The sequence below is a fragment of the Paenibacillus germinis genome (assembly GCF_013141785.1).
Classification (GTDB): domain Bacteria; phylum Bacillota; class Bacilli; order Paenibacillales; family NBRC-103111; genus Paenibacillus_E; species Paenibacillus_E phytorum.
This window is the reverse complement of the sequence record NZ_WHOC01000012.1, coordinates 50023-69793: the sequence shown is the minus strand read 5'-3', so window position 1 is coordinate 69793 and position 19771 is coordinate 50023. Positions and strand designations below refer to the sequence as shown.

General features: G+C 44.8%; 14 protein-coding genes. 2 read left to right on the top strand and 12 right to left on the bottom strand.

Translation table 11 applies throughout. The annotated features are described in order from the left end of the window. Positions 1-62 precede the first annotated feature (62 nt). Complete coding sequence (locus GC102_RS01915) at positions 63-1067, bottom strand: asparaginase (protein ID WP_171687988.1); 1005 nt, start codon at positions 1065-1067, stop codon at positions 63-65. 442 nt (positions 1068-1509) lie between these two features. Between GC102_RS01915 and GC102_RS01910 the strand changes: the two genes are divergently transcribed. After that, positions 1510-2493 (top strand): copper amine oxidase N-terminal domain-containing protein, encoded by a 984-nt coding sequence (locus GC102_RS01910; RefSeq protein WP_171687987.1) that lies wholly within the window; start codon positions 1510-1512, stop codon positions 2491-2493. Positions 2494-2523: 30 nt separating this feature from the next. Here GC102_RS01910 and GC102_RS01905 read toward each other — a convergent pair whose 3' ends face one another. From GC102_RS01905 to GC102_RS01875, 7 genes are read right to left on the bottom strand one after another with little or no spacing between them, the layout of a single operon-like run. Continuing rightward, positions 2524-3204, bottom strand: coding sequence for a DUF4956 domain-containing protein (locus tag GC102_RS01905; protein ID WP_171687986.1), 681 nt, complete (start codon positions 3202-3204; stop codon positions 2524-2526). 27 nt (positions 3205-3231) lie between these two features. Then, positions 3232-3939, bottom strand: a complete 708-nt coding sequence (locus tag GC102_RS01900; protein WP_171687985.1) for a polyphosphate polymerase domain-containing protein — start codon at positions 3937-3939, stop codon at positions 3232-3234. A 2-nt stretch (positions 3940-3941) separates the two neighbouring features. Further along, entirely contained in the window at positions 3942-7043 is a 3102-nt protein-coding gene (gene pelG, locus GC102_RS01895; RefSeq protein ID WP_171687984.1) for an exopolysaccharide Pel transporter PelG, read from the bottom strand. Continuing rightward, positions 7031-8464 (bottom strand): GT4 family glycosyltransferase PelF, encoded by a 1434-nt coding sequence (pelF, locus tag GC102_RS01890; RefSeq protein WP_171687983.1) that lies wholly within the window; start codon positions 8462-8464, stop codon positions 7031-7033. Before pelF ends, pelG begins: the two co-directional genes overlap by 13 nt. 5 nt (positions 8465-8469) lie before the next feature. Beyond that, positions 8470-10290, bottom strand: coding sequence for a DUF2194 domain-containing protein (locus GC102_RS01885; RefSeq protein ID WP_171687982.1), 1821 nt, complete (start codon positions 10288-10290; stop codon positions 8470-8472). Further along, positions 10265-11194: a hypothetical protein gene (locus GC102_RS01880; RefSeq protein WP_171687981.1), complete on the bottom strand. Its 930-nt coding sequence runs from the start codon at positions 11192-11194 to the stop codon at positions 10265-10267. The genes GC102_RS01885 and GC102_RS01880 overlap by 26 nt, the downstream gene beginning before the upstream one ends. Next, positions 11187-13379: an NAD-dependent epimerase/dehydratase family protein gene (locus GC102_RS01875; RefSeq protein WP_171687980.1), complete on the bottom strand. Its 2193-nt coding sequence runs from the start codon at positions 13377-13379 to the stop codon at positions 11187-11189. The genes GC102_RS01880 and GC102_RS01875 overlap by 8 nt, the downstream gene beginning before the upstream one ends. A gap of 279 nt (positions 13380-13658) precedes the next feature. Between GC102_RS01875 and GC102_RS01870 the strand changes: the two genes are divergently transcribed. Continuing rightward, entirely contained in the window at positions 13659-15059 is a 1401-nt protein-coding gene (locus GC102_RS01870; RefSeq protein ID WP_171687979.1) for a DUF4832 domain-containing protein, read from the top strand. A gap of 587 nt (positions 15060-15646) precedes the next feature. On the opposite strand, the gene GC102_RS01865 is transcribed toward GC102_RS01870, so the two are convergent. The 4 genes from GC102_RS01865 to GC102_RS01850 form a co-directional block, all read right to left on the bottom strand. Next, complete coding sequence (locus tag GC102_RS01865; RefSeq protein ID WP_047679685.1) at positions 15647-16441, bottom strand: ABC transporter ATP-binding protein; 795 nt, start codon at positions 16439-16441, stop codon at positions 15647-15649. Further along, complete coding sequence (locus GC102_RS01860; protein ID WP_171687978.1) at positions 16441-17355, bottom strand: ABC transporter permease; 915 nt, start codon at positions 17353-17355, stop codon at positions 16441-16443. The genes GC102_RS01865 and GC102_RS01860 overlap by 1 nt, the downstream gene beginning before the upstream one ends. A 70-nt stretch (positions 17356-17425) precedes the next feature. Beyond that, a complete protein-coding gene (locus GC102_RS01855) occupies positions 17426-18481 on the bottom strand; it encodes an ABC transporter substrate-binding protein (protein ID WP_171687977.1) in 1056 nt (351 codons plus the stop codon). Positions 18482-18681: 200 nt separating this feature from the next. After that, the gene (locus GC102_RS01850) at positions 18682-19668 is read right to left on the bottom strand and encodes a Gfo/Idh/MocA family protein (protein ID WP_171687976.1); all 987 of its coding nucleotides are present in this window, start codon (positions 19666-19668) and stop codon (positions 18682-18684) included. Positions 19669-19771 lie beyond the last annotated feature (103 nt).

Below are 19771 nucleotides of genomic sequence, written 5' to 3'. Positions count from 1 at the left end.
ATGTTATAAAATCTTGCTGAAGATCGTTTCCTCAACATAATTTAGTAACTAAGCCTGGGTTTCTATATGGTTTCTAAGGTAAACACTGCTTTGTTCGTTCCGATAATTTTCTTATTATCGTTAGTAATGTCAGTTGGCGTGAGTTGATACATACGATCAATCGTTTCTTGGTTACTATAACCAATCTGCTCAAGGATAGATGCCGTAATGATAGGCCACTCGTCCTCAGAACCATCCATCACTTTAAGCGCGAAACCTAGCTTTTCTTTCTTCAATCCAAAGCAGTACACGCCTTTAGCTCCACCCTTAGCAACAATATTGGGATCCATAAGAAGGCTTGAGCAAATTCGATCTGAACCGGCAATCATCTCATAATGCTCGTTCATAAGAGCGGTTATTCGGATCACAGCTGATCGAATTTCAAGATCTTCAATCACCTCTGGACAGGCTAGCTTCAGGAAGGCAGTCGCTAAATGCTTAAGAGGAATAGCGAACACCGGAAAACCACAACCGTCTGTACCTATGTGGATGTGTTCTCTTGGACACTCAGATAAGTAAGCGAGCGTGTCTACGATCTCGATTTGAGCCGGATGATCAGGTTCAAAGTAGCCTTCGGTTGGATATCCCATTGTTTTGCACAAAGCAAGAATACCAAGATGCTTTCCAGAACAATTGTGGTAAATTGAACGTTTAGGCTTCTGCGCTCTAAGCATTGCTTCTGAAGCAGGGACACTTAAGGGGTAAGTGGGGTGACAGACAAGCGCTTCCTCTCCCACTCCAATCTTGGTAAGCATGGATTCCAAAGCTTCAACATGGAAGGTCTCCGCACGATGGGACCCGATCATAATAGCCGTTTCTTTATCAGAAAGGCCAAACTTTCTATCCGCGCCATGCTTAATAACAGGAATAGCTTGAAATGGTTTTCCGGATGACCTTAAATATGTTAATGATTCTACATCCCCTACTGCGTACTTAACAGCACCCGAGATGGAGACTCCGCAAATATGCCCGCTATGCACGCATTCCAACGCACCTCCACGATACTCTTCAACTAATGTTTTATCCATTTTGTCTTCCCCTCTTTTGCTTTTAATTTCATGGTCTAATGTTGTTATGAGGCTAATTATTCCACAGATGTTATTAACTATTGCAATAAAACACTAAAAAACGAATAATATCAGCGATAAACGACTTATCGACCAGTGTTTACCTTTTATTTATTCCAGTGATGTTAATAATTAAATATTAACAACTCACCTATCTGTTGTCAAACATTTTTTGTAATTTTGTTAAGTAAACTAACAGGTAGCGCTTTCGTAGTGAAGTTTCACAGAATAAGAGACAATTTTAAAAACTACTCATGTCAACTAAGTTAACTCTATCGTTAATAAGAGAAGACCTAGTTTGTGAAATTGATTTAAATCAACTAGGATTCTTGCTATATTGGAAGTAGAAATCCGGTGTAACCTTTTGCCACCGTTTCAATTTTACTTCGAAGAGGATGAGAACATGCGGTGGATTCCCTTTATTGTATCCCTACCTATCATTTTTCTGCTAGGGGCTGACTCCCCTTCAGAAACCCGTAATCCAGATATAGAATTGCTGCAATTCCGTTCGCAAATTACTTCAATCATAGAGCCAATTAATGCCTCTCTTCAGGGTGCAGACCAATTTGAGGTCGCTTGGAGATTGCAGGACTCTTCTCCTCAAAAGCTATTTATTGCTAATGACAGCACGGCCTATTACCAGTCCGATGGTCAGTGGAAATCTGTCCTTCCAAGCGGAGAACGACTGCCGGTTAAGCAAAGCGCTAAGCTCCCCGAGGCTGTGAAACCACTGATTTCGCTGAATTTGAAAGCAACTGAGCGCAGCCTGACCCTGATCGAAGATCAAAAAGCACTTTGGACCTACTCACTTCCTGAGACCAATCAGATTCGTCCAAGCACCCTTCAATATGATGCTGCCGAGCACATATACTTTCAGGATAACAACGGCAGTTGGTATTCGCTTGACCGGAACGGGAAAGAGCGCTACAAGCTGCTTCTGCAGGCTCAGGACACCCAGCTTACATGCAAGGCGGCACCTTCAGGAGACGCTTTTTGCACGTCACCAAGCCTCGGCATTCTTGCCGTTCGCGAAAAAATAAACGCCCCTCGCCTCATCATAGATGGCAAGGAGCGCTTTTTCCCACAACGTCCAGAAATTATTAACGATCGCACATTCGTTCCACTTCGTTCTATCTTCGAGGCTATGAATGCAAAGGTAGTCTGGAATCAGGAGACTCAAACTGTAACAGCAGTAAAAGGAAATCGAACAATCGGCCTAACTCTGGATAGCGAGAAGGCTCTGTTAAACGGCAAGAAGATTCAACTCGATGCTCCTCCGATCCTCTATCAGGGAAGCACGTACGTACCGCTGCGCTTCGTTGGAGAGGCGCTTGGCGCGACCGTGATATGGGAGGATGCAACTCGAACCATCCAGATTATCAACTAGTAACACACGCGAGGCAGAGGCCTCATAAAGTTATTGTGCATAGTCGCCTGTATAGTTAATAAGAGACACATCTTGCACCCCTTCAATTCTAGACAGCTCATTCACAAAAGCCGTATTATCATCCCGCAGACGCATTTCCAGGGTTAATTCCGTGAAGTTTTTACGGACCGTTTTCGATTTCACCTGATAGTTCAGTTGTCTTAACCTTGTGCGCAGCTCTCCTATAGATTCGTCTGTATGACGAATAATCAATAGGTAGGGCTGCTCTCTTATTTTACGCCTGGAGAGGAATAGAAGGGCTGCCCCCACAGCGAGAGAGCCTAGCAGTGAAACCGGGTAGAGCTTCGCCCCAGTTGCAATACCCACCGATATAGCCCAGAACATGTAGACGATATCTAGCGGGTCTTTCACCGCCGTTCGGAACCGCACAATACTGAGCGCTCCGACCATGCCGAGCGATAATACAATGTTCGTGCTGATGGTCATAATAATAAGAGTAGTAATCATACTCATCAGTACAAAAGTAACGTTATAGTTATAACTATAGACGACACCGCGAAACGTTTTACGATAAATATAATAAATGAACATACCAATTCCGAATGAAACGGCTAGCCCTAGCAATATATCGATGTATGAAATATTGCGGAATGCCTCCAAATGAATGATGCTTTTCTTGACGACATCCTGAAAATTGAGCGAATCTCCCAATATGTCTCCCCCTTTCTCCTTGAACTGTTATGGTCTAAAATGCCTATAGCCTACCTCACGGCAGATGACGTACTTGGAAATGCTAGAACGGTTATGTGCATCCGGACGAACAATGAGTCGAATCGCTTCTGGAAGAAAGTCATTATACTTGATCTCCAAAATGGTTTTGGTTGAATCAAGTGCTTCCGTCAGGGCCAAATTCGGATCGAATACATCATTTGTATTAATGCCTGCCGATAACATTTTATCAAATGTGATGCGGACATCTCCTAACTCATATACGTAAGCTTCACGTACATAATCCACAATGGCTGCCGGCTGGTATCCACCTTGTAGAGCTATGTAGAAATCCTTAAGTAGTGGATGGTCATGTTCTAATAAAAACGAAAAATCTCCAATTAGCAACCGATCATATTCTTCTCGGCTCAGCTGAGCAGCTTCTTTGCTCACATAATCACCGTATTTGCTTTTTCTCTCCAGCTTGATCGTCCTGTCACTGCCATTATATATGCGAATACGAAATTTTTGCCGACCGAAGATGCCGTTCACTTTATCATAAAGCGAATGATTATGAGGCCCGTCGAAGTATAAGCTGCGGATGCCGTACCCATCCTTGTCGTCGGAATTGCCGTCCAACTGAAGCATCGCAGAAAGCCGCTGCCTCAGCGTGACATATTCGTAAGGGTGAATATAATATTTAAGCTCGTGCCGCAGTTTTTTTCCGAGAAATTCCACCTTCACTCCACCTTTATGGCTCGTACTCCGTAGTATGGTTTATTATCAATCGATTGTAATTCAAAAGCGATTTGCTGATGCCCCTTACTGTCTTGAACGATAACTTTCCAGTAATATTCCCCTGGTTTCAAGCTATTTAATTCTACGCTAGTTTCCTTCAATTTTTTCCGTTGCTCGACAACTTCCGTAAATTCAGGATCTTTCGCAAGTATCCAATCGTAGGTCAAATCGTCCCCCTGTAAATCAAAGGATGGATCCCATTCAAACCTATATTTGCCGTTTTCATGAATTAAATCACCCATAAAAAATGGCTTCGGCTTTTCTACATCCTCTTTAAAGCGCTCCAGAGATCGGAGCGGAACTCCCTCAATCCTCTTGAATTCATCATTCAACTTGTCCAGATGAATAGGCAGAAAGTTGATATCCGGCACCTTAACCATAAATGGCTCGACTATTCCACGATACGCTTGCAGACGTTTGGCAACAGTCTCATTGTTAATCGAAGCATAAAGTTCGTCGATTTTATCTTTCAGTAATTGGACGTTTTTTTCGCTTCGAAAAAACCTATTGTGCAGCACACTTCCCCAATACGTGCTGATTCCATCATTGTACGGACTAATACTTCCCTGTCCTCGTTGAAGTTCCCATCCCCCGTCATAATCCCACGGAAGAAAATACCATTTGTCGGAATTCAATGGTGAATACAAGAAGAAGTTTTGTGCATCTGTATCCATGTTATCCATCAGAATGTTCGCGGCAAGGAACGTCATGTAATTGTCGAGATCAAAGTGCTTGGCGACCACTTCATCAATAGGTATTGTCATATTGTTCACATCATCGAGCATCGCCAGAAGCTTATCATGATCCTCATACCCATCAATTTCCAAATGCGTTTCAAACGCCTTTTTATTATAAGCTGGGTCAGACTTTGACTTGAGTTCATCTGGATACCGGTAAAACTCGAACATGACCGCTTTGTACAATTGTCCATTCGGGTCCAACCAATGACTCTTCAAAAACTTTTCATTTGGTTGTTCAATATGTGTAAACAGACCATAATCCTCGAAAGCTTTTCCTTTTCCTTCGGATTGATCCTTAACGTAAAGATGAACGAATTGGGTCCTAAGACTTGTTATATTAGGTAGCGTCTCAAAAATGTCGAAGCTTAATTTATTACGGGTTCGTGTACTATCTAAGATGTGTTTATTCAGGTTCAACGTCCGCTGATCATGCCACAAGCCGGCTTGATCTTCCAAACGGATTTTATAGGAACGTTGGGCTGCATAACGAGCGGTATTCCCGCGCAAACTGATTTTTCCATTGCTTTCTGAAGCCCCATATCCGAACATACCAGCCTTGGGACCGCTACCGTCAGGCATACCTTCTTGTACAATGACTTTCAGATTGCCTTCATCCATCCGGCTCCTGATCCGGTTCATAGCATACCAGCTTAGAGGATTCTCTTCACCGCTTTTATCCGGCAGTATTGTCAAGTATATCGTATCAACGGACGTATCATTATCCTGCTGATAGAGTCGCTTATCTTCTATAAGCTTATCATTTGCAGCAATCGGAGCCGTGACGGGCGGCGTAGCCTGCGCTGCCGAAGTTGTTTCTTTCGTCTGATCATCGGAACATGCTGCAAGAAAGAGCGCAGCCATAACCAGCATAGCAGCAGCCGAAGATTTGCCGTTGAAGCGGCGCCAGAAAGGAACCTTCTTTTGAACCGTAATGGGTTGTGCACAAAACGTATAGTAATCGATATTTCTTACATACAGAATAAGGCGGGCTAAAGCACACAACAGCGTAACGAAGGCTGCTATGAAAATGCCTAGACCATGATATTCGGCATTCATAGACCAGTATGTGAATCCTGCATTCAGTACGACGAACAAACTACTTACAGCAAGAACACCTCTTCGATCGTCAAAATACAGCATGATGAGCATAATAATAAAGGCCATTATGAACACGAAGTAACCCAGAACAAGAATATTGAACGTTTGAAGCTGTATATCTGAAAAACCTAGCATGGGCAGCAGTTTAATGCCCAAAGCCAGGGACACGACGGTAAACAACAGCTGCACCTCCATCATAAAGCTGACCTCCTGCATCAAAGTTCGCTGCATGTCCCATTTGGCACGTGTAATCTCAAGCAGTGTACCTCCGTTCAAAATTTTATCATAGTAACCACGGAATTTGTCATAAAAGGTCGTTTCTACAGATACAACAAAAGTTACAAGTGTCGGTACTACCGTCAAATACGCATAAAAGACTGGTAAATCGTAAAACGGAGAGATCACATAACGCCCTGCGATGATTTCGTTATAAGAACCGAGCCAATAGACGAAGCTGTGGACATACACGCCGGAATAAAAAAATGTGCCGATAAAAAACAGAGATGGATATTTACGAAAATAAGCGAAAAAGTCAAAATATACCCGGCTGGACTTACGAGGGAATTTTTGTTCGAAATGGTAGGAGGTCAAGAGCACGATGATCATAAAGCCGATGTCCATCATCGTAAGAACAGCAGTGGCACTTTTATAAGGAGAATACGTCAGAAGCAGCCAGGAGCCAGTTATGGCAATGACAACACCGAAACAAAAGTTACGTACGATTCTTTTGTAATCCTTAAGCGCAGATAAATGTACTGACTGCACCCAGATGATAATCAATTCAGAAAAGAACAGATAAGCAGCGGCTTTGTAACCCATTCCAGCGGATACTTTCCTGAGAAATAACCACGCAACTAACGATCCTATCGGTAATGCAGCTGCAATCGCTCCGTAGTAGGAGGAAAGCAAATGCTCGAATTTTTTTAGATAGATCATATCTGAGATATAGCGGGTTACAATCATGGATAACCCTCCGGTAATCAGAACGGAGAAAATAAAGCAATAAACGACGGTCGCGAGGAAAAGCTGACGCTCCAAGTAGGGGGAGCCTGCCGAGATCATGAACCTCTGCATAAAAACAATGGTGCCCATGCACAAAATCATAGGCCCCACTGTCGTCATCGATGAATAGGCATACGCTCTGAAACTGCTTAAAATCCCTTGCTGACCAAATAGCCTCCTTAGTTCGAATCCTATACCCGCCATGTATTCACCTCCTTATATGATCCATACAGGCTTTGATAGCTTTCAATAAACTGCTTCCTTGTATAATATTTTCCGGCCCGCTCCAAACCATTTCTCCCCATATCTTCCCGCATCTTTTTATTCTTGCATAGCTTGATGAGGGCTGTAGCCATCTGGTCGTAATGCATCACGGGAACAATTAATCCCCCAGGGCCAATGCCGTCGTCCATACCTTGAAGCAGCTCACGGCAGCTGCCCACATCCGTAGCGACAAAGGGCTTGGAGCTAGCCATTCCTTCCAGAATCGCTAGCGGCATCCCTTCACTTACACTTGAAAGCACCATTATATCCATTCGACCAAGATATTCCTTAATTCGCACTTCGCCTGTGAAAATAATACCTTCCACTTGCAGAGTCTCTACGAGCTGCTTACACTCTGTCAGGTACTCCTCATCCTCTTCAGATGGCCCCATAATATACAGCTCAGCATGCGGTACTTCTCGCTTTACAAGCGCAAAGCTTTGAATCATAGTCTTGATATCTTTGATCGGCACGATACGTACAATCGCGCCAATACGCACGATAGAATCGTCTGGTTGTTTCTCCTGCACGACTTCTTCATAGTCTGCAAGATTGACCCCGTTAGGGATAATTTTAATTTTATCCGGGCTGCAGCCTAGTTCAATTTCAATCTCACGATTTCGGCTAAATAAGGTAATTACCTCATTCGCGCTTTCATAAGAACATTCGGACAAGCGGTAGAAATAATCAATCCATAGATCTTTAAAATATCCCTTTACCCAACCAGCCTTGATAATCTCCTCTTCGCGCTCGCGCGAGTAAATCCCATGCTCGGTCAACAGATAAGGCTTATTGTAAAGATGCTTGCCCAACGCGCCTATCACACCCGCATAACCCGTGGAAACACTGTGATACAGATCAGCTTTCGGAATATCATGACGAATGGATAGAAATAATGGAAGCACCATCGAGCGCACGGTCCAGAACATTTCGGTAAATGGGATTTGGGGATACCGCTCCTTACATAGCTCCACCAACAAATCAAAATAATCCTTGCTCATTAGGAAATCAGCAGCTACACGAAACTGCTTCGTGCGCAGCAGGTTGAAGATGCCCCCCCAGTCCATGTGACCATGTCCGCCAAGCAGGGCACGAAACGACTCCTGCTCACTCGCAGTCAAGCGGAAGCGATGACCCCATTCTCCCTCTTCCCTCATGTATGCATCAAGAAATATTTCTTTTACCTCAACGACATTGGACGGCAGCTTATATTTAAATTGACCTCGCTGCTTCTCGAATGCACCGATGGTGAAGATCACAAATTCGTGCTCCGGTATATTTGTAATCAGTGAATGAATCCAACTTGAGACTCCCCCCGTAACGTAAGGATAAGAGCCCTCAGCGATAATACAGATACGCATAATCTTCATCCACCCAATTCGATATCAAATTCATTATTATTCGCAGTGATCAAATACGTGTCGGTATCAATCTTTTCTACCTTGCAGCCATGAAGCTTACCTATTTTATTTTCCATCCTTAAAATAAAGAAGGCGCGCTCATGGAAAGGTGCAATCTTGCCACGCAGTACATTCCCTTCCATGCTTAACGTAACTTGGCCCGCGAGTTCTTGCTCCATATCAAAAGCAGCCTCTGCAGACGTCATCGCCCTCAGCCATGGATAGGTTTGATGGACACGTTCAAGCATCTCGGAAAAGTTTTTATACATCTTTTCCCAAGTTAAGCCACCGCTGCGATCCTTTGAATAAGCATCATCGGGATGGACGAAATGAGAGAAGATCCCATGTGCCGTTATGGCATTTGCAATTAACCACCGTTGGAAATGACCTTCGGTATAACCGGAAGTAACCCTCGGCATCTCCACGATCCCATCATCCGCTATACTGTATTCCTGCACATAAGCGAGACCGCTTCCGTCCTCAGGATATAAAGAAGCAATGACCGCAAGCGTTGGCCAACCCTTCTTTAATGCCTCTCTACCTTCCGGACTAAGCACATTAGATGGAGGGACATAGGAAACCATGGAATAACTAGGAAAAGCTTCGCGAGCAAAATTCACAGCCTCCTTGGTAGCCGCCACCATGTCATCCATATTGCTCCATACCTTATATTCGAAGGCATCAGCAACTTCTTGGCTGCTCGTAAACGATTGATGATTATACCCATGAATCCCAATCTCGCCGCCGCTCTTCAGCACCTCACGTCCATACGAAATGAGTCCCTTTGAATCTTTGTCTGTCGGAGACTCAAAAGGAGGCTTGACTCGATCCTGATAGGATTCTATCAAAACTCCCGTATATTTGACGTCACTCTGCTTTGCCAACGCCAGCATATCAGGCCACCAAATATCTTTGATAAATGAAGGCCTCGTTTTGTGATACTCATTATAAATGATAGGATCTATTACCGAAGCTATTGGCATAGGGAAATCATCGAGATAGACAATTTTCGAATTGAAGATCGGGTATACAAACACAGGTTCCAGCATACTTAGTGCTCCCGCAATGAGTCCACGGTTCAATTTTTCCTGCAGCATCGTCCCATTAAATACCATAAACTTACCTTGTCCGTATGGATAATCCCATAGGAGAGGTGCTCCATCCGCCGTTTCCGCCAAAACCCTGCTTTTCCGATCAAGCTCAACCGTCATCATCGAATTCATGATGAATGGATCGTTAATGATTAAATTCTTCTCACCTATCAATACATTAGAGGTCAGATGAACACCCTGCTTATTCAGGTTACCGCCTGCGTTCACAATGCCCATTTTGCGATAAAGCTGATAGAACGCATCTCCCTTCTCAGGGGTCGCCTCCTGGAATACATATCCGCCTTGTTTCACATACTGGGCGAGTTCTTCCAGATTGCCGATCAGCTCCATGCTCACCACTGTCGATACGACAACTTGGCATGAGTTTGCCTGAAACACTCCGCTTCGGACATCGATGGACTGCACTGGCTTTTTCAAATAACCCAACACATACTCCGTTTGTGTCTTTAGCTCTTCACTGAAATCTTCAGTACTATCGAATATAACACAATAAGGCTTGCCCGAAGGCTGTACCTGCGCTACAGCAGGCTTCAACCCTTTCAATCCGCCGTCTACAGTGCCATTGCGGTTGAACTGAAGAACGAATTGAGAATTTGTAACTTGCACAGCGGCAGCCAGCAACAAAATACCGATTAGAATGATATAGACGTTACGTTTGAGTCTCACTTTGTTCATCCGTCTTCTCCTCCAACCAAAACCTCACTATAGTTAACGCCTGATTCGATAATCGTATGGGGGATTTTCTTAATTGTATCAGCGTCGCCTTCAATTGATCGATCGAACGTACCGTATAATACACTTTCATTAGATTGAGATAAGCATCCTCATGCAGCGGATACTGCTTTAGATACAGTAACGCGGTTTGTTCAGCTTCCGCATACTCTTCCAAATCAAGATCGGTTTTAATCTTGTCGACATAGACTTCCGCTAAATCCGGAGCTTGTTCAATCAACAATTTCAACACGTTCGTGTAGGTGTAGCTATACTTAATTCGGGTCCGTTCATCTAGAAAACCACTGCGCATATAGGATTTTAATATTTCGGAGTAAGAACGCAGAATGTGCACGTCCCCCTTATTCTCCTCGAACTTAACCGCCAACTCTTGCAGGTTTAGCGTTATTTTGCGCTTCATTTCCATAATCGCGCTAACGGCATAATGTGACGTTTCCGTATCTTCATTACTGACTGCCATTTGAAGTACTTCCAAATAGTCCAAAGAATCTTGCTTCAGTAAATCAATCATAACCCGGCGTCTCGTGGAAATATCGTTGACTAGCAGCGCTTCCTCCAGTGGGACTACATTCATTTCCTTCTCCGTTTCCAACTTGCTCACGACATCCGGGAGATCATAGTTTTCGACAAGAATATCGTCAAACAACTCTTTCCTCGCTTGCAGATGACACGCATCGTTGCGTTCATGCCAACGCTTGGAGCGAAAGGCAGGCAGGAGAAATCCGACTATGGGAAATCCAACAGCAAGTACGATACGAACCCAGGCTTCGTTCTTATCATGCCGATGCCGGAAGCTGATGCATACTGTGCACAATACGATGTAAACAAGTAGTATCCACTCAAGCATAGCTGAACTCCTCGTCTACCATACGCATATATATACCATTTTGCTCAAAACGGTTTAAGACGAAGGATGCTTCCTCCTGACTGGAATTGGAGAGAAGTACAAGAAGCTTCCCGTCCATGCTCATACCCAAATAATCCGTTTCACGCAAGAATCTTGAAACCTTCTGCGGCGTTTCATCGGTAACATCAAAGGTTTCGATTGGCGTAAGCAGCATAAACTCAACGCCATGCTTAGCATTTGCAACTTGTTTACTAGCTAATATATCGGCAAAAACCTCTGGTTTTAATACAGGCGTTCCATCCATATACCGCTGAATGGCCGTAGCTTCAACATAGGAAAGTGCTCGCGAAAGAGAGGAAGAGATTAAATCCACAATAATCTTGAAAAGGTTCTGGTGATATAACGTAAAATAATCAAACTTCATTGTATGGACAGAAATGACAGCAACAACTTTGCCATTGTTGAAGACAGGGGCGGCAAGGAGGGGGATGTCCCCTTTTAAATCTTTGTTAACAAACAGTTTCTTGTCATGAAGGAGCTTTTGAATATAAGGGAAATCCTCCACCTTCATCGATTTGCTCGCATCAAATTGCGTACCACTCGACCTAGCCAAAAGACGAAGGTAGCTACCGTATTTATTAACTGTATAGATCGTAACCGTCTGCGATTTCATAACCGATTCCACGACGCTGACCGTTGAAGTAAAGATTTTTTCCGGCTCCAGGCTTTCCAGCTCTTTAACAACGGAATAAATTTTGCCAAAGCTGTCTCCGTTGTTCATAATTTGCTGCTGAAGCTCATCCTTGACCTGACGAGTCTCCTTAAATACCTCTGTTAAAAACTCGTGTTTCTCTGACAGCGATTCAAGCTCTTTCTTCTTCGATTCAAGCATGGTGTTTTTCCGCTCCACCGTATATCCGACGACTAATCCAATAAACAAATAGACGGCGACATGAAAGAAAAAGTCAGTATCGTAAAATAGCGAAAGCATTTCCCGACCTTTACTGAGTTCATCGTAAATATAAAGCGCAGTTGACATCCCGACAGCAAGCATGGATTGCCTGTTGCCATAGAGGATACCAAGCAAAATTATATAAATAATTTTGATATCAATAAAGTCAGACAAGCTGTCTCGGAGCAGCAGGCTCATCCATGCTGTAAATCCGAAGGCGAGCGCATTCTCTGCATAGGGCATTAGCGTGCGAATAACTTGTCCTAGTCTTGAGGGAGCGCTTGGTTTCTTTGCCTTGACCCGTGTCTGTTCTTGCGAAGCATGCTTCTGAACGAACCAATCGTACGTCTTCGCAAGCCCCTCTTGAAACGAATTCTTGGGTACCCAGTCTAAATCGTTAGCTATACGTCTATTGTCCAGCTTGGAACGGTATATATCTCCTTCACGCTGCTCTGAATGCACGAAGGCCACCGAGCCATGCAGGCCTTGCAAAGCACTAATTAATTCATTAACCGAATTCTCCGTATTTGCGGATAAATTATAGACGCCGTCCAAGCCGGAATAAGACGAACGATAAATAGCGTCAGCCACATCTTCTACGTAGATGAAGTCCCTGGATTGCCCGCCATCTCCATAAACGACGAGTTCCTTTCCATTTATCACTTTTTCCATAAATATGGATATAACGCCACCCTCGCCGACACTGCCTTGGCGTGGCCCGTATACGTTAGAAAAACGGAAACAAAGCGTATCCAAACCGTACAATTGCTTCCACTTGTTGCAATACGTTTCACCAATCCATTTATTAATACCATAAGGGGAAATGGGATTACAGACCGAGGATTCAAGCAGAGGAACTTCATCATTGTTTCCATAAACGGCAGCAGAAGAAGCGAAAATAAACTTATGAACGTTGTACTTCTGAGATAATGAAAGCATGTTGGACAGACCGAGGACATTCGACTTCGAATCCAGTCTCGGGTCTTCAACCGATGTCTTCACACTCACTTGAGCAGCGAGATGAACAACAGTATCAAACCGGTTACTGCGAAAAATCTCCTCGCATTTCCGATCCTCCACGGACAAAACATAGCCTTTATGTTTAAAGTCTACATTTTGCTTATTGCCGGTAGACAAATTATCTATGATATAAACTTCATAACCTTCTTTAAAGAAGCGTTCTGCGACAAAAGATCCAATAAAGCCATATCCTCCTGTAATTAACACCTTCATACTGAGTTCCTCCAGGACAGGTTATTTCAAATACGACACTGTTTTACAATTTTCACTAAAATCGCCAAGTAATCATATAGTTCTTATACATCAATTATATAGTACTTTAGATATATTTTCACTATCTAAAAGAGTTATATACTCGGAATTTCTGTAATTTAATAGTTCTAAAGTACTAATGACTGATAAATTGTTCATGTTATGCGCTTACATGTGTTGTAACGATGTCTCCTGTCTGATACTATTTCAAAGATAGATCATGAAGGAGGTATATATCTCATGAATTTCCGTCTTCATCGAGTACTTATTGCTATAAGCCTTATTCTGGGGATATTGGGCGTATTCGGCTACAGGAAACTTATGGCAACTGAAGTTATAAACCGAGTATCTTACTTTCCCGCGGAAACGAATCAAGTTCTGAATAACCCCTTTATGGGGTTTGTCATAGATGCCAAATATAATGAAGCCAAGCAGCCCTTTCGTCTTGCTTATGCAAATTTGACATGGGCTGACCTGGAACCGGAAAAAGGGAAGTATGCTTTTGAGGCAATTGAAAAAAAATTTCAATTTGCTTTATGGAGGCAAAAGGGAGTATCCCTTATTGTGAGAGTCATTCTTGATTACCCGCAAGCAAGCGAGCATGCCGATATTCCAGACTGGTTGTATAAAGAAATCGACGAAAAGGGAGTTTGGTATGATGTCGACTTCGGGAAGGGCTTCAGTCCAGACTATAACAATTCTGTTCTGATCGAAAATCACGAACGTTTGATCCAAGCGTTAGCAAACCGATATAATAACGATTCGCAAATTGCTTTTATCGAACTGGGCAGCTTGGGGCATTGGGGTGAGTGGCATACCATGAATGAAGGCGACACCCGAATCGAGTTTCCTAAAGAAGATGTTTCCGATCAATACGTCCAGCATTATTTGCATTATTTCGACCAAAAACGACTGATGATGAGAAGACCGCACGAAATCGCATTGGACCATGGGCTTGGGTTGTTTAATGATGCTTTCGGCTCACGTAAGTCAACGATAGACGGATTCCTGCAATGGTACACCTACGGCTATAAGTCCTGGCTTACTCAAAATAATCAGCCCGCCATGCCGGACTTCTGGAAATCAGCACCTAGCGGCGGCGAAATTACACCTGATGGAGACTATTTGAATGATGCTCATATTGAGGAAACCTTGTTGCAGGCGAAGCTGACACATGTAAGCTGGCTTGGTCCCAGCGCTCCCTCTCATGAGCCTATCGGCGGTCGGCTTCAGTCGAATATTGACCGATTCTTGAAAACCATTGGTTATCGGTTTGTCATTGCAAAAGAGTCTCACGAAAAGGATATTCATGCTGGGAACTCGCTGCATGTCAAACTTACCATGATCAACAGGGGAGTAGCACCCTTTTACTTTGCTTGGCCCTTGGAGCTTTCCCTAACTGATGCACAGGGAGCCATCGTCTCCCAAATGCGTTCAACCATAGATATTCGCGAATGGCTTCCGGGAGAAAGGGAAGTATCGGGCACTTTGCCAACTCCTACGAACCTTGCACCTGGAAACTATCAGGTCAACGCTGCAATACTCAACCCGCAAACCGGCAAACCAGAAGTGGACTTCGCAAACGACGGCAGGAGAAGTGACGGTCGTTATACACTTGGAACAGTCAGAGTACTTGATTAACAGCATGCATAGAGAATACTCGGCCAACTGTATGGGATCCTGTATGCAAAGGATTTCATAATTGTGCAAAAGACCAGCTTACACCGCCCTTAAACGAGAGTGGCTGTAGGTTTGATGTGGGGTTTGACTGCCGCCACGCCTCGCAACAATGCGCCCCCCGGGATTCGCGCACGTTGGATGCAAAGCAAGATTCGCCGCCCAAGACGTTTGTTTAAACAGTCGCTTAGGCAGTGTTGTACTTTGTACAACATTTGGAGAGCTAATCCACGTTTTCAACTCGGATGTTGTAAAAAATACAACATTTCAGCCAAAAGTAGCTCTATAGCTTAATAAAAGGCTAAATTGTTGTACAACATACAACATCCTCAGCTTTTCTAGTCGAAATCAAGGAAATTGTTGTACGTTGTACAACTTCCCTTCCTAGTTCACTAATTCCTTTACAAATAAATAAACAAATAAACAAATTAATAAACAATATTAACACTCAAAAAGAACATACCAATAAACAGACAAACCATTAATCTCTAATAAACAAAAAAAGCCTTCTGCCCAGGGAATCCATCCCTTTCGCCGAAGGCTTTCTCTCTTTAACCTAGCACCACGCGGTCATCCGACAGCTTGTTGCCGCTGATGTGCTCGAACTCACCGAGCAGCTGCTCCACGGTGAGGTCCTTCTTCCGTTCCTCGCTCACATCCAGGATGATGCGGCCTTTATCCATCATGATCAGACGGTTGCCGAGACGAATCGCCTGCTCCATGTTGTGCGTAACCATCAAGGTGGTCAGCTTCATTTCGCGCACGATATCCTCGGTCAATCGTGTGATGAGCTCCGCGCGCGAAGGATCCAGCGCGGCCGTGTGCTCATCAAGCAGCAGAATCTGCGGCTTGGTGAACGTCGCCATCAGCAAGCTGAGGGCTTGACGCTCTCCGCCGGAGAGCAGGCCCACCTTCGCGCGCAGACGGCCCTCCAGGCCGATGCCGAGGCGCTGCAGCTGTTCCAGGAACAGCGCGCGCTTACGCGCGGTGACGCCGAAGCTTAGCCCGCGCTTCTTGCCGCGGGCATACGCCATGGCGAGATTCTCCTCGATAGTCATTCGAGGAGCGGTCCCCGCCATGGGGTCTTGAAAGACGCGGCCGACCCAACGGCTGCGCTCGTATTCCGGCAGGTGGTGGATGACCTCGCCACCGATACGCACTTCGCCGGCATCCGGCGTCATGACGCCGGAGATGATGTTCATCAGCGTCGATTTACCGGCGCCGTTACTGCCGATGACCGTGACGAAGTCACCGGGCTTGAGGTTCAAGTTAATACCGATCAGCGCGATTTTCTCATCCGCTGAACCAGGGTTGAATAGCTTCGAAACGTTCGAGAGCTGAAGCATTAACGCTCACCTCCCTTATTCATTTTCACAGCAAGGGCGATGAGTTCAGCCGATCGCCGTTTCGCTGTTGCTTTTTGCTTCATCGCTCGCTGCACGGAAGGAAGAACGAGCGCGATAATAACGATAATCGCGGTAATTAGCTTCAAGTCTGATGCTTTTAGCCATTCGACTCGCAGGGCCAATGCGACAACAATACGGTACACGATGGAACCTAGTACAGCAGCCAATGTCGCTTGAAAAACCGTCCGAGCGCCAAAAATCGCTTCCCCAATAATAACGGAAGCCAGTCCAATAACGATCATCCCGATCCCCATCGAGATGTCGGCAAAGCCCGACTGCTGCGCGATGAGGGCTCCAGATAGTGCCACTAATCCGTTCGATATACTGACGCCTAGAATCGTAGTATTGTCCGTATTCGCGCCAAAGCTGCGAATCATTCTCGCATTGTCACCGGTTGCTCGCAGAGCAAGTCCCAAATCCGTATGCAGGAACGCATCCAGCAGCAATTTGAACACGATGACAATAATAAGCACAACCGTAATCGGCGACACCGAAGTGAATATCGTATCGACATTGAGAAGTGAAATGTTAGGCTTGCCCATAATGCGCATATTAATGGAATACAAGGCAATCATCATAAGAATCCCTGATAAAAGTCCATTAATTTTACCTTTCGTATGGAGCAGTCCTGTACAAGCTCCAGCCATAAGCCCGGCTGCAAAAGCAGCCAAACAAGCTAGCAGCGGCGAATAGCCGTGAGCAATCATGATTGCTGCAATAGCACCGCCTGTTGTAAAACTCCCATCCACCGTTAGATCAGGGAAATCGAGAATACGAAACGTGATATAAACACCAAGCGCCATCAACGCATAGAGAAGACCTAGCTCGACGGCACCAAACATTGAATCCATCATGTGAATAACCTCCTACTTTGAAAAAAAGGGGTGAACGAAAGCGACGTTCACCCCTTTTGTGTCCTAATCCTTACTGAATGATGTTTTTCTCTTTATCTTTTACAGCATTTTTCATCGCGTCTGTTACATCAATTCCTTGGGCTTTAGCTGCCTTTAGGTTTAAGATCAGATCCATTTTTTCAGGAACAGTTACTTTCATGTCTGCTGGTTTTTTACCATTCTTGAGAATGTCGACAGCCATTTGGCCAACTTGGTAGCCATGATCATAATACTTGAAGCCAACTGTTGCAAAAGCACCTTTTTCCACCGTATCGCGGTCACTGGAGAAGAACGGAATGTGTTTTTCATTTGCAATTTGAATGATTCCATCCACACCGCTAACGACCGTGTTATCAAGCGTAATCAAGAAAGCATCCGCGCGGCCAACGAGGGATTGCGCAGCTTGTTTGACCTCAGACGTATTGGTAACCGGCGCTTTAATGAGCTTAATACCATGTTTCGTTAAGGTTTGCTCTGCATTCTTGGCCATGATAACAGCGTTAGGCTCACCTTCGTTAATAACAAGACCAACTGTTTTCACTTTAGGCATGTTCGCAGCAACGAAATCCATTAGTTGCGCTACGGCCATTGGGTTCGTGTCCGAAGCTCCGGAAACATTACCGCCCGGCTTGTCCACATTGCTAACAATTTTAGCTGCAAGCGGGTCTGTAACAGCTGCGAATAGAATTGGAGATTTCTTCACTTGCTGTACCAGAGCTTGTGCGGATGGTGTTGCGATACCAAGTACCAAATCGTAGTCGGCGGAAGCAATTTTTTGAGCAATGGATAAGTTATTCGGTTGATCGCCTTGCGCATTGTTGAAATCGACTTTCAAGTTGGTACCTTCCACGATACCGCCATCTTTAAGAGCTGCAAGGAAACCTTGACGCGTTGCATCCAGAGACGGATGTTCGACAATTTGTGAAATCGCGACTTTATAAGACTTTTGCGCGGCTGCCGTTGCTGCCGGAGTTGCTGAAGCCGCAGCGCTTGCTGCTGGAGCCGGAGCTGCTTTCTGCCCACAACCTGCTACGACCATAAGAGCTGCTGATAATACGAATGATACGAGTGCTTTCTTTTTCAACATAATTACCCCTCTCTAAGTTCCCATTTATCGCTTGGACTCATTGCTCACTCACCACTTTAACGCTTTCGCGGGACACAGTGTGAGGATAGGAAATACCCAAGACTCCATATTAATTAACCATAGTTTAAAGCGCTTACGGGTTTCCGTCAATTGTTTTATCCGCATTAATATGTTTTCTGCCAACATCTGGAGAAGATTGCTCAGGACTGCTGTGGAAAATAAAAGTCACGAAGCAATTCATCCATCACCCGATTCGTTCGCGCCGCAGTCCGACCGGTACTAGGGCTTTTACCAATACCCCGCAGCTCGTCAACCACCGATTGAATAAGAGGCTGCTGCACATGAGCCGGATACGGAATGGCATACTCCTCGATCTGACCATTTGCCAGCTCCATGCGAATATCATCGCTAAACGTCGAGAATGAAATTTTACCAAAACTCCCAGTAATTTCAGTGACGTCACTGCGCTTAAACGCGTTGAAACTCCATATCCCAGTCCCCATAACGCCAGACTCAAATGCATAGCTCGTTGTTACGATATCTTCGACTTGATGCTGCCCCGACTGATTTCTGGCAAAACCCTTCACTTCGCCAATTGGTCCAAGTAAATAATCAAGAACATCAAGCGTATGACTCGCCAAATCAACGAACAAACCGCCTCCGGAAAGCTCCGGCCGTATCCGCCACGGCTGCTCCTGTCCATCATCTTCCCTCATGGTTTGGAGGAAAGTCGTCTGCACAAATCGGACTTCACCAATGATACCGCTATCAATTAATCTCTTGATCTCAACAAATTTCGGCAAACCTCTGCGATAATAGGCCACGAATAAAGGCACCTTTGCTTCTTCACAGGCAGCTATCATTTCCAAACATTCCGCATGATTCCTAGCCATCGGCTTTTCCACATAGACAGGCTTCCCTGCACGTGCTGCCAGCAGCGCATATTCCCGATGAAAACCTGGAGGTGTCGCGACATAGATCGCATTGACATCCGGATCATTGACCAGCGCTTCCGCATCATCGTACCATGCAGCAACTCCGTGCCTTTTGGCATAATCCTCAGCCAGCGCTCCATTTCTTCGCATCACAGCGACAAGCTCAGAACCCTCCGCCTTTTGCAAGGCAGGACCGCTTTTGACCTCAGTCACATTCCCACAACCAATAATACCCCATCGTACCTTATCCATCTATTCAAACCTCCCAACAGGTCTCAGAGAAAACAAGATTTTATCCTACATATTCGACATGAGATCGTCTCCTCCTTTGACCTTTTCTTTTAAATGCAGCTGA